Annotated in this window: 8 protein-coding genes and 3 pseudogenes; 5 read left to right on the top strand and 6 right to left on the bottom strand. The window is 69.3% G+C overall.

The features are described from left to right. Window positions 1-26 precede the first annotated feature (26 nt). Window positions 27-905 carry an S-methyl-5'-thioadenosine phosphorylase gene (locus F1D61_RS15770; RefSeq protein WP_203158837.1) on the top strand — a complete coding sequence of 293 codons (879 nt, stop codon included), beginning with the start codon at window positions 27-29 and terminating at the stop codon, window positions 903-905. Between the two features lie 82 nt (window positions 906-987). Next, a complete protein-coding gene (locus F1D61_RS15765; RefSeq protein WP_203158836.1) occupies window positions 988-1,860 on the top strand; it encodes an MBL fold metallo-hydrolase in 873 nt (290 codons plus the stop codon). Window positions 1,861-2,040: 180 nt separating this feature from the next. On the opposite strand, the pseudogene F1D61_RS15760 reads toward F1D61_RS15765, so the two are convergent. Further along, window positions 2,041-2,736 (bottom strand): annotated as a pseudogene (locus F1D61_RS15760) (oxidoreductase); the annotation flags it as partial. A gap of 167 nt (window positions 2,737-2,903) precedes the next feature. Beyond that, window positions 2,904-3,197: a hypothetical protein gene (locus F1D61_RS15755; protein ID WP_203158835.1), complete on the bottom strand. Its 294-nt coding sequence runs from the start codon at window positions 3,195-3,197 to the stop codon at window positions 2,904-2,906. A gap of 352 nt (window positions 3,198-3,549) precedes the next feature. Here F1D61_RS15755 and F1D61_RS15750 point away from each other — a divergent pair, with 352 nt between their 5' ends. After that, complete coding sequence (locus F1D61_RS15750; RefSeq protein ID WP_203158834.1) at window positions 3,550-3,930, top strand: response regulator; 381 nt, start codon at window positions 3,550-3,552, stop codon at window positions 3,928-3,930. Between the two features lie 43 nt (window positions 3,931-3,973). Here the strand turns inward: F1D61_RS15750 and F1D61_RS15745 are convergent, their stop codons facing one another. The 4 genes and pseudogenes from F1D61_RS15745 to F1D61_RS35385 all read right to left on the bottom strand — a co-directional run. After that, a complete protein-coding gene (locus F1D61_RS15745) occupies window positions 3,974-5,218 on the bottom strand; it encodes an alpha/beta hydrolase (RefSeq protein WP_203158833.1) in 1,245 nt (414 codons plus the stop codon). A gap of 162 nt (window positions 5,219-5,380) precedes the next feature. Beyond that, window positions 5,381-8,262 (bottom strand): annotated as a pseudogene (locus tag F1D61_RS15740) (EAL domain-containing protein). Between the two features lie 166 nt (window positions 8,263-8,428). Then, complete coding sequence (locus tag F1D61_RS35390; RefSeq protein WP_432443280.1) at window positions 8,429-8,635, bottom strand: UDP-3-O-acyl-N-acetylglucosamine deacetylase; 207 nt, start codon at window positions 8,633-8,635, stop codon at window positions 8,429-8,431. A 338-nt stretch (window positions 8,636-8,973) separates the two neighbouring features. Beyond that, window positions 8,974-9,522: pseudogene (locus tag F1D61_RS35385) on the bottom strand (UDP-3-O-acyl-N-acetylglucosamine deacetylase); the annotation flags it as partial. A 561-nt stretch (window positions 9,523-10,083) separates the two neighbouring features. Here F1D61_RS35385 and F1D61_RS15730 point away from each other — a divergent pair. Both F1D61_RS15730 and F1D61_RS15725 read left to right on the top strand, forming a co-directional pair. Continuing rightward, on the top strand, window positions 10,084-10,821 hold the full coding sequence (locus tag F1D61_RS15730; protein WP_203158832.1) for a Crp/Fnr family transcriptional regulator: 738 nt from the start codon (window positions 10,084-10,086) through the stop codon (window positions 10,819-10,821). Between the two features lie 372 nt (window positions 10,822-11,193). Continuing rightward, window positions 11,194-11,766 carry a peroxiredoxin gene (locus tag F1D61_RS15725; RefSeq protein WP_203158831.1) on the top strand — a complete coding sequence of 191 codons (573 nt, stop codon included), beginning with the start codon at window positions 11,194-11,196 and terminating at the stop codon, window positions 11,764-11,766. Window positions 11,767-11,814 lie beyond the last annotated feature (48 nt).

Raw genomic sequence — 11,814 nt, 5'->3', positions numbered from 1 at the left:
CCTCTTTTCGTTACAGGAGAACTCTGATGGTCAAGGCCGTGCTCGGAGTGATCGGCGGGTCGGGCGTCTACGACCTGCCCGGGCTGGAGGATGTGCGCGAGGAGGCAATCACCTCGCCGTGGGGCGAGCCCTCGGACGCGCTTCGCATCGGCCGGATCGGCGAGACCCAGGTGGTGTTCCTGGCCCGCCACGGCCGCGGCCACCGGCTCTCGCCCTCGGGCATCGATTACCGGGCCAACATCGACGCGATGAAGCGCGCCGGCGTCACCGACATCGTCGCGCTCTCGGCCTGCGGCTCGTTCCGGCAGGAGCTCTATCCGGGCCTGTTCGTGCTCGTCGACCAGTTCGTCGACCGGACCAATGGCCGGACCTCGTCGTTCTTCGGCAATGGCTGCGTCGCCCACGTCTCGATGGCCCATCCCGTCGGCCCGCGGCTGCAGGCCCGCATCCTGGAGGCGGCCGAGGCCGAGGAGATCGCGGTCAGGAAGGGCGGCACCTATGTCTGCATGGAGGGGCCGCAATTCTCCTCCTACGCCGAATCGCTGACCTACAAGGCGCAGGGCTACGACGTGATCGGCATGACCAACATGCCGGAAGCCAAGCTCGCCCGCGAGGCGGAGATCACCTACGCCACCATCGCGATGGTGACCGATTTCGATTGCTGGCACCCGGAGCACGACGCCGTCGACGTGGCCGCCGTGGTGGCGGTGGCCCGCGCCAACGCCGCCAAGGCCGCCCGCCTGGTGAGCCGGCTCGCCCGCGACTTTCCGGCCGAGCGCGAGCCCTGCCCGGCGCGCTCCGACCGGGCGCTCGACGGCGCCATCATGACCGCGCCGACCCACCGCGATCCCGCGCTGATGGCCAAGCTCGACGCGGTCTGCGCCCGGGTGCTGGCGGGCGGCTAAGGGTCTCCGGCGCCGCGCCTCCATCGACGGCCGTGCCGCCGCACCTATATGCGGCGGCACCTCCACCGATCAGGTCTCGCGCGTGCCCGGATACCTGCCCTTCGCGGGCGCCCTCGCTCTCCCCGCCTTCGTCTGCGACAATTGCGGCTTCTGGCAGCGCCATTTCGCAGCTCCGCCGAGCTGCCCGATGTGCCTCGACGCGCGCCACGTCGTGCCTCAGGATGGCTGGCGCTTTCGCGATGTCGCGGAGGCGCAAGCCTCGTTCCCGTGCCACTGGGAGGAGGTCGAGGCGGGGGTGTGGAAGTTCTGGAACGAGCCGGTGACCGGCATCGGGCCGAGCGCCTACCTGATCGTCACGCCCGACGGCAACATGGGCTTCGAGGGTTGCCCGGTCTTCAGCGAGGCGGCGCTCGACCACATCGCTTCGCTCGGCGGCATGAAGGTCCTCTCGGCCTCGCATCCGCACAGTTACGGCGCGCTGCCCCAGCTCCAGGACCGCTTCGACCCCGAACTGTGCCTGCCCGCGGCGGACTTCACCTGGAGCGCGGCGCTCCAGGTCTCCTGGCCCTACGACGATGTCCTGGAACCCCTGCCGGGGCTGGTGCTCCACCGCACCGCCGGCCATTTCGACGGCCATGCGGTGCTGCACGACCGCGCCCGCGGCATCGTGTTCTGCGGCGACGCGCTGAAGTTCGAGCTGAACCCGCAGAACCCGCGCGAGGCGCTGACGATCTCGGCCCACAAGGCCTTCGTGCGCGGCGTGCCGCTGACCCAGGCCGAGCTCACCCGCTACCGCGCGGTCTTCGCCGCCCTCGACTTCCACCAGACCTGGACGCCGTTCGAGCAGGCGGCGAATGTCGGCCGGGCGGAGGTGCTGGCCTTGATCGACGCGATGCTGGCCGGGCGCCCGCACGCCTATCCTGTGCCGGTCGCCGAGCTGCGCTCCGGCTCCTGACGGGGCGTCACAACCCGAACTGCGCGCCCGTATCCCCGGGGTGACGAGACTCCGGGCCCGGCTGCGGGCGGGCAGGAAGGGCAGGGCGGCGCAGGTCGCGCCGACGCTGTCGCAGAGCCGCTCGATCGCCCGCACGATCTCCGGCGGGCCGGCGACGTGGACGGTGTCGCTGCCGCGCAAGGTCGGCAGATGGGCGGTGACGGGGCCGTGGCGCACGTCCGACTGGCCGCGGCGGTCGCGGCTCGCGGCCATCGTGATCTGCTGCACGCCGGTGCCGCGCAGCCAGTCGAGGGCCGGGCGCATGTAGAGGTCGTCGGCGTCGGCGGCGCCGGCCACCACCACCATCTCGCGGCCGGTCTCGAGGTGGCGCGCCGCCCGGGCGATGGCCCAGATCGGCGCGAAGCCGGTCTCGGCCGACACCAGCACGAGGCGTCCGGGGCCGGGACGGTAGGGCGTGCCGCCGGCCGGGCCCTTGATCCGCACGGCGTGGCCGGGATGCACCGCCTCGCCGAGCGCCGGGCCGAGGCTGCCCCGGTCGCGGCGCAGGTGGAAGACGAGCTCGTTGAGCTCGGTGTTGCCGTCGATGCGCTGCGTCGGGCAGTAGGGCCTCGCCGGCAGCCCCGCGAAGGCGAGCTCCACGGCCTGGCCGGGCGCGATGTCGAGGCTGCGCGAGACCGTGACCACGACCTCCGTCACCGCGCCTGAGAGCGGAGTGGCGGAGAGCAGCGTGCCGGCGCGCTTGGCGGTGCGCAGGACCGTGAGGGCGGACGGGGCAGGGCCCGGCCGGGTGGCGACGCCCTCGCCGAGGCGGGGGCGGGCGCGGCTGGTGTTGCGCAGGCGCGGCAGCACCTCCTGCAACCCGGAATCCTGGATCATGCCGTCGCGGCCGGCCGCCACGTTCCGGGGCAGCGCGGCATCGAGGGGCGTGTCGCCGGTCGCCACACGGACGGTCTTGCCGTTGACGACGAGCGAGCAGCGGGGCTCATGGCCGTCTCCGTGCGACTGATCGGGCTTTGGGACGGAACGAGGGGGGGCGCCACGCGTCAGCGGGGCGCGAACAGCAGGCGCTCGACGAGCGAGGCCCAGCGGTCGCGGTCGGCGCGCAGGTCCTCCTGCCGGTCCTCGTCGTGAGCCTGCTGGGTCGTCAGCGCGGCGACCTGGGCGCGCAATTCGGCCACGGCCTCGCGCTCGGAGCGCAGGACGGCCTTCATCACCTTGTTCTCGGCCTCGAGGGTCGCGACGAGGTCGTCGATCTCCTCGATCTCCATCTCGTCGGGCGGGGGCAGCCGGTGGGGCCGGGCGCCGATCCAGCCCGGCGGCAGCAGCAGGCGCCGCACCAGATCGAAATCCGGGCCGCTTCTCTCATTGGAGCCCGGGTCTCTCCGCCCATTGAACTCAGGGCCGCTCCGCGCATGGACCTCAGGGCCGCTCCGCTCCTGGCCCGAGATATCGAACGCCGCCTCGCTCATCGCCGCCTCTCCGCGCCCCGCGCCGTCCGGACCGCGCCCTCCGAGGGGCGCGCCGCATCCGATCACGGCCAGGCTGACGATGCGACGATCATGGTTAAGGAGCCTTTAAACGGCACCGTCGCATTCGCGTGATTGACCCGGGGAAGCCGCCGACACACTCTCGCCTCCGTTGCCCGGAGCGGACGGTGATTCGCCCGCCCCGGAACCCACGGAGATCGCGATGCTGGACGGACGACGGGTGCTGATCGTCGAGGACGAGGCGCTCGTCGCCCTGGAGCTGACCGAGATCGTGACCGGCTCGAACGCCTACGCGGTCGGCCCGGCGCGCACCAACCGCGAGGCGCTGGCCCTCATCGAGATCGAGGCGATCGACGTCGCGATCCTCGACCTCAACCTCGCCGACGGCGAGGCGACGCCCACCGCCGAATGCCTGATCGCCAAGGGCGTGCCGGTCCTGATCTGCACCGGTGGCGTCCTGCCGCGGGCGATGCGGCTGATGTGGCCGGATTTGCCGATGCTGAGGAAGCCCCTGAACCCGGACCGGCTGGTCGAGGCGTTGGGGGCGTTGTGCGCGGAGCCGGTGGGCGGAGGCCATCCCTGATCGGCACCGGCCGGGGAACGGCCCGCCCGTTCGAGCGCCGGCCTCAGGGACGGGAGGACGCCCGGTGGAGGGCTTCCGGCGCCGTCGCGTACGAGCCCCCGACCGGATCGCCGGTGAGCTGTCCGGGGCGAGCGGACACCGCATCCAGCACCGACTTCAAGATGGATGATTGCCACGCAAAGTAAGGGTTGAAGGTCAGCCGGGCGTGGCTCTTGTTCGCCTCGCGATACCCCCAGTCCGAGTACCAGACTTCCCCGCCGCGCTCGCAGGCCTGCAAGCCGGTCTCGTCCTGGCCGTTCCAGCAGATGCGGGCGGTTCCGCGGTCGCCATAGAGCTGGTTCGTGGGCCTGAACAGGATGCCCATATGCGAGAACTGGCTGATCCGCCATTCCGGCAGGCGATCGCTGCGGACGAGGATGCGTCCCTCGTCGCCCGGCTTCGCCGGCGTTTCGCCGTACCAGATCAGCCGGCTGGCCGGGTGAGGGAATCGATTGCGGAACGTGTCGAGCAGGTAGCCCGTATCCAGCACCGAGTCGTTGCGGGCCACGACCATGAAGACCGGCTTGTCGTAGGGCCGCTCGTCGAGGTGACGCCGCACCGCCTGGCTGCTGCGGTAGAATTGCGCGAAGCCGTTGGTCGGCACCGTCAGGTAGCGCACCTCGTTCTGAAGTGGCGCCCGCCCGCCCGGCGCGAGCAGCCACGGACGGATCCGAGCGAGCAGCGGCGTCGTCCAATCCAGCGGTACGTCCGACTTGAAGCCCGGTGAGAACAGCACGAGCCCGGCGACGGCGTCGTTCTCGTAGGCGTATTCCGTGGCGAGGTTGGCCCCGGTGGAGAAGCCGCCGAGATAGACCTGCCCGACCTCACGGCGCAAAGCCTCCGCCTGCTCGCGGACGACCTGCCGCCACTGCTCCAGATCGACATCCAGCAGATCCTCCGGGCGGGTGCCGTGGCCCGGCAGGAGGAGCGTGCGCACGAGGATGCCGTTCGCGGCGAGATCCTGGGCCACGTCGTGGAAGGACCAGGGCGAATCCCCGAGGCCATGCACCAGAAGGATGCCCCTGGAGGGCGCCGCACCCCGCCCCGACACGGCCGGGCGCCATTCCCGAGGGGCGTTCAGGGCTACCGCACGCTCCGTCCCCCAGCGTGCCTGCAGACGGGCGAGAGCCTGCTCGCGGTGCGCGGAGAAGCCCGCGGAGTCCGTCGCGAGCCCGGCGGACCCAGCCTCCGCCTGCGCCCCCGCCGCGACCAGGACGGCGAGGAGCAAAGCCGGACGCAACCACTTCATCGGGCAGCTCCTCGACATGGACGCGGGCGAACGGGCAGGTCGGCTCCCGATGCGGCGTCATCGCGGGGGGATGTCGCCCAGGCGCCGCAAGCCACTCTCCCGCGCCGGCCGAGATCTTTTCCGTGCGAGGCCGCACAGGGTCGACGGAGCCGGTATCCGCCGCTACGCCGCTTCCGGCGCCGCTCCCACCAGCTGCCGGGCCTGCAACACCGACATCGGCTCGCCGAAGGCGAACCCTTGCGCGTAGTCGCAGCCGATCTCGGCCAGCGCCAGGGCGTCGGCCTCGGATTCCGCGCCCTCGGCGACGATCTCCAGCCCGAGTTCCTGCGCCATCCGGACGATCGAGCGCAGGATGCCGGAACGGCCGTTGGCCATCTGGCGCACGAAGGAATGGTCGATCTTGATCGTATCGAACGGGAAGCGCTGCATGTAGGTCAGCGCCGAGTAGCCGGTGCCGAAATCGTCGAGGCACAGGCCTGCGCCGAGTTCGTGGATGCGGGCGAGCATCTGCGCGGCGTATTCCGGGTTCTCCATCACCAGCGCCTCGGTCAGCTCCAGCTTGAGCGAGCCGGGGATGACGCCGGTGCGGGCGAGCACGGTCTTCACGTCGTGCAGGAGGTCGTGGCGCAGGAGCTGGCGCGAGGACAGGTTGACGGACGCGAAGATCGGCGGCTCGACCACCAGGGCCTGCTGCCAGGCGGCGAGCTCGGCGGCGGTGCGCTCGAGCGCGAAGACGCCGAGATTGACGATGAGGCCGGATTCTTCCGCGATCGGCAGGAAGACCTGGGGGGCGACGCGGCCGAGCCGGGGATGGTCCCAGCGCAACACCGTCTCGAAGCCCGCCACGGTGCGGTCCTCCAGGCGGACGATCGGCTGGAACAGCACCTTGATCTCGTTGCGCTCCAGCGCCCGGCGCAGGTCGCTCTCCAGCATCATCCGCTCGCCGCGGTCGGAGCGCATGGTCGGGCGGTAGACCTCGATCCGGTCGCCGCCCTGGCGCTTGCCGTTGATCATCGCCAGTTCGGCGTTCTTCACCACGTCGTCGCGCTTCACCACCGCGCCCGCCTCGTGGAGCGCCACGCCGATCGAGGGCGTCAAAAAAATCTCGCGGTCGGCATAGGTGATCGGGGTGGTGATCGCCCGGCGGATGCTGTCGGCGAAGGCGATGATCCGGTCGGGGTCGCGCTCGGAGAGCAGGATGACGGCGAATTCGTCGCCGGCGACCCGGGCGAGGGTGTCCTGGGGGCGCAGCAGGCGGTTGAGGCGGCGCGACAGGGTCAGCAGGATCGAATCCCCCGCCGAGAGCCCGATCGCGTCGTTGACCTGCTTGAACCGGTCGATGTCGACCACGAACAGGGTGGGCTTGAGGCGCGGATCCTGGCTGGCCAGCGCCAGCGCCGCGTCGAGCCGGTCGTTGAACAATTCGCGGTTGGGCAGGCCGGTGAGGTTGTCGTGCACCGCATCGTGCAGCAGCCGCTCCTCGGCGATCTTCGCTTCGGTCACGTCCGCGATGGTGCCGACGATGCGCACCACCTCGCCGTCGGTGCCGATCACCGGCCGCGCCTTGAGGCGGAACCAGTAATAGGGCCCGGCCGCCGAGCGCAGGCGGAAATCCTGGGAGATGCGGCCGCGGCGCTCCTCGATCACCGTGTCGAGGGCGGCGGAATAGCGCTCGACGTCGAAGGGATGCAGCAGCGAGAGCCAGTTCGCCTGCGGCCCCTCCAGCGCCCCGCGCTTGAGGCCGAGCTGCCCCTCGATCTCGGGGCCGGCGAAGACCCGGTCCCCCGGCACGTCCCAGTCGAACACCACGTCGCCGGCCCCCGTCAGCGCCAGGGCCCGGCGCTCGGTGTCGGAGACGAGACTGTTGCCGAGGCCCCGCCCGCGAAGGCGTGCTGGAGCACCGTGAAGCCGATCAGCATCACGATGAGGACGAGGCCGCCGATCAGCGCCGGCTGGACGAGGTCGTTGTGGAGCTGGCCGGTGATGGCGAAGCCCGCCGCCACCACCCAGGCGAGCAGCAGGAGCCAGGTCGGGATCAGCAGGATCGCCCGGTCGTAGCCGTTGTGGATCGCGAGATAGACCACCAGCAGCAGGCCGATTCCCGCCACCGTCGCGATCGAGATCCGCGCCACGCCCGCCGCCACCGGCGGATCGATGACGGCGAGGCCCACGAGGCCGCCGAGGAACAGGAGCCAGATCAAGGCGACGTGGCTGTAGCGCACGTGCCAGCGGGCCAGGTTGAGATAGGCGAACAGGAACACCAGGAGCGTGGCGCCGAGCACGGCTTCCGCCGAGGCCCGGTAGATCCGCTCGGCGACCTCCGTCACCGGGAAGATTCTTTGGAAGAACCCGAAATCGATGCAGGCATAGGCCAGCACCGCCCAGGCGAGGGCGGCGGCGGCCGGGAAGATGATGGCGCCCTTGACCACGAACACGATGGTCAGGAACAGGGCCAGCAACCCGGCGATGCCGATGATGATGCCCTTGTAGAGGGTGAGCCCGGTGGCCTTCTTGCGGTAGGCGTCCTGGTCCCAGAGATAGACCTGCGGCACGTTGGGGGTGCGCAGCTCGGCCACGAAGGTGACGGTGGTGCCGGGATCGAGCGTGATGACGAACTGGTCGGCATCCGGGCTCTCGTCGCGCTCGGGGCGGATGCCCTGGCTCGCCGTGATGGCGGCGATGCGCGAACCGCCGAGATCGGGCCAGACGACGCCCGAGCCGACGAGGCGGAAGTGGGGCGCCACCAGCAGGCGGTCGATCTGCTCGTCGGTGTCGTTGGTGAGCGCGAACACCATCCAGTCCGGCCGCGCCCCGGTCTCGCGCGCCTTCACGGCGATGCGGCGCACGATGCCGTCCTTGCCCGGCGCCGTGGAGATCTGGATCAGGTCGCCGTCGGAGCGGTAGCGCTCGATCGCCGGGGTGAGGTCGATGGCCTGCGAGTCGAGGGTGACGCGCACGGCCTCGACCGCGCGGGCCTCCGGCGTGGCGAGGAGCAGCCCGGCGAGGGCCGCGAGGCAGGCGAGGACGAGTGAGTACGTGCGCAAGCTTCGGCGTCTTCCGACCGGACAGGGACGGCCACGGGGCGGCTCGGGGGAGGTGCCGGACCGTACTGACGCCCAAGCTTGCGGGCAAGGCGGAGGCCACGGATCTCCCCTGCCGCCCGCGAGCGCGGCCGTCGACGGGCTTCGATCGCTCCCCTTTGCGGCCAAATCAAGTTGGGCGGTCGGCGGTCCGATCGGTGCCGGCCGTCGATGCCTCCGTGAGCCGGACCACGTCCCAGCATTCCGGATGGCGCATCAGCTCGGTCAGGAAGGCGAAGGTGAGGGCGTGGGTCGGGCAATTCGCCACCACGCGCCCGAGGATCGGCCGGCCCGCGAGGGCGAGGTCGCCGACGAGATCGAGAATCTTGTGCCGCACCGGCTCGTCGGGGAAGCGCGCCCCGCCGAGCACCCGGCCGCCCAGCAGGATCGCGACCCGCCCGGGCGGGCGCCGCGCAGGAGCGGCTCGCGGTCGCGCGGATGCATGCGGCCGTCCGTCTCCGGGCCGATCGGGCGCCGGTGCTCCGGCCGGCTTTCGGCGGGCACGAGACCGCCCTCGCGCACGGTCTGGGAAGCGAACGAGCGCGTCCAGAGCCGGTCCCGGGTCGAACCCGGCAGGAGCGTGCGGGCGAGCCGCGTCTTGAGCAGGGTGCGCCAGATCAGCGAGGCGTTGCCGAAGCTGCGGCTCGGCGCGATCTCGGCGCGGAACGCGGCGGGATCGATCGGGCCGGACCAGCGCAGCACGCCGAAGCCCGGCAGCCGGTCGGTGCTGACGTCGACGCTGAAGGTGTCGGCCGGCTCGGCGCGCAGGAAGCCGTGCAAGCCGTCGACCTGGAACGGCGCCCGGATGCGCAAGGCCTCGCGCGGCCGTTCCTGCACCACCCGCCCGGCGGACTCGATCAGGGCGCACCAGCGCACCGCCGAACCGTCGAGAATCGGGATCTCGGCCCCCTCCACGGTGATCGCGGCGTTGTCGATGCGGGAGGCCGCCAGGCTCGCCATCAGGTGCTCGATGGTGCGCAGCTTGCGCCCCCGGCCGAGATCGAGGGCGGTGCTCATCCGGCTCGCGACCCAGTCCGCCGTGCCGGCCGGCACGTCCGCAGAGGTCCCGGAGCGCGGGCAGCGCACGGTGAAGCGGATGCCGTGGCCGGCGGGGGCGGGGTTCAGCGTCACGCGGGCGGCCCGGCCGGTATGCAGCCCGGGACCGCGTACCGACACGCTCCGGCCCACGGTCGCCTCGCGCCACGCGCCGTCCTCGAACCCCATGATCGTCGCCCGCCTCGTCGACGGGCAGGGCCGCCGTCCCATGTGTTCCCGAGGAGCCGGCACGGTTGGTCCGAGGGTGGGACGGCCGGGCAGCCGGTCTCTTCGACCCCGGACCCTGAGCCGCGCCAAGACCCGCCGCGCCAAGACCCGCCGCCGGGCACTCGCGCGCGCGATGGCAGGGCGGTTCTAGGAAGACCGACCGGAGGCCGACACTCGTCCGTTCGGACTAATCCCAACGGAAGGCAAAGCAGACGAGATGTCCTTCGCCGCCCGGACGACCGTCGCCCTGAGTGTCGATCGCGACGGCCGGCACGGGACGATCGTCATCGTCTTCCCTTCGATGGCCCTTGCCTTCGATGGCCCTTGACGCATCGCTCGATCTCGCCTTCTCCCAAGGGGAGGCCGCGACGGCCGGCAGGTGAGGCGAGGAAACCCTCAGCCGACGCCGGTCCCCCATGAGCGCTCGACCGGGCGCTTTACCGAGCCGCGGCAAACACTAGCTGTCCATCGCGACCGATGGGACACTCGCGCTGCCGCGCCACGGGCCGGAAAGGGGGCACGATGAATCCGCTGATCCGCAAGCTCGAACGGTTCACCCGCCTGAGCGACGCGGACAAGAGCCTCTTGCAGCAGGCGGCCACCGCCCGGATCGTCAACTACGACACGCACCAGGACATCATCGCCGAGGGCGAGGAGCCGACCGACGTCAACCTGATCCTCGGCGGCTGGGTCTGCCGCTACAAGCAGCTCGCCGATGGCGGCCGCCAGATCATGTCGTTCCTGCTGCCGGGCGACCTGTGCGACCTCAACATCTTCCTCCTGCGCCGGATGGACCACGCGCTCGGCACACTCACCCCGGTGGCGGTCGCCAAGATCTCCCGCGACCTGCTCCAGACGATGCTGAACGCCGATCCGCGCCTGACCCGGGCCCTGTGGTGGGAGGTGCTGGTGACGGCGGCGATCCACCGCGAATGGCTGGTCAATATCGGCCGGCGCACGGCGCTGGAGCGCGTCGCCCACCTGCTCTGCGAGGTGTACTTTCGCCAGGCGGCCGTCGGCCGGGCGAAGGAGGGGCGCTGCGAATTGCCGATCACCCAGGTCGAGCTCGCCGATGCGCTGGGTCTCTCGGCCGTGCACGTCAACCGCACCTTGCGCGAATTGCGCCTGTCCGGCCTGATCGACTGGCGGGGCAAGACCCTGGCGATTCCGGATGTCGATGCCTTGACGCGGATCGCACGGTTTTCGCCGGATTATCTGCACCTCGACTTCGAGGGAGAGCAGTTCGACGCGGCGACTTGAAGTGTCCCTGGTGAAGATACCAATCGCCGTCTTCCATTGTCGATGCGGCAGAAAACGGGCGTTTTATCTCTTGTAATCTGCGCCGAGATCAAAATGGATTGACTCTCTGTGGCGCGATACCGACGCGACAACATTTTTCATGTCATCGATCAAAAAAATTTGGCGTGATGAAAATTTAATTTGCTGGCATTTGCACCTTGCTTGTGTAAATTTATATAAAAACACGGACATTTTTCAATTGTATATAACAATCATCATGCTTTTTCAAAATAAAATATCGCGGATATTTTCTTTAAATCAATGATGATTTCTGCTATGAATCGCGCGTATTAACAATAAACTAACCTTTTTTGATGGGGGATGAAAAGAAAAATGGAAAAACTGAATTTCCAGCAGGTGGACTGGTCTCTGCTGCCACAGCCCACCGATGATGGCGGGAGCGATCATCTTGCGGGGTCTACCGTGCCATCGACGCAGCTGATGTCCACCGACGGAAATCCGGTGGACATTGGCAGCCTCACCGGCTGGAGCGTGCTCTATGTCTATCCGCTCACGGGACGGCCCGACATGAACCTGCCCAATGGTTGGGACGACATTCCCGGCACCCGCGGATGTACGCCGCAATCATGCTCGTTCCGCGATCATTATGGCGATCTGAGACAGCACGGCGTCGCGGGCGTTTTCGGTGTTTCGACGCAGAGCACCGAGTACCAGAAAGAAGCGGCGGAGCGGATGCACCTGCCGTTTCAACTGCTATCGGACGACGGCTTGACGCTGGAAAAAACTTTGGGACTTCCGACGCTGATCGTAGATGGTCGTGTTTTATATAAAAGGATTACGCTGATCTTGCATGGCAATAAGATTGAGAAAGTTTTCTATCCGATATTTCCGCCAGACAGGAATGCGACAGATGTCCTGAGCTACATGAAGGCCATCAACCCGTAATCAAGATCGGCATCACCGTCGTGCGATCCAGATAGCGCGGCGGTCGCG

It is taken from the genome of Methylobacterium aquaticum (assembly GCF_016804325.1).
GTDB classification, from domain to species: Bacteria; Pseudomonadota; Alphaproteobacteria; order Rhizobiales; family Beijerinckiaceae; genus Methylobacterium; species Methylobacterium aquaticum_C.
Note: the sequence above shows the minus strand (reverse complement) of the source record. Positions and strands in the feature narration are given on the sequence as shown.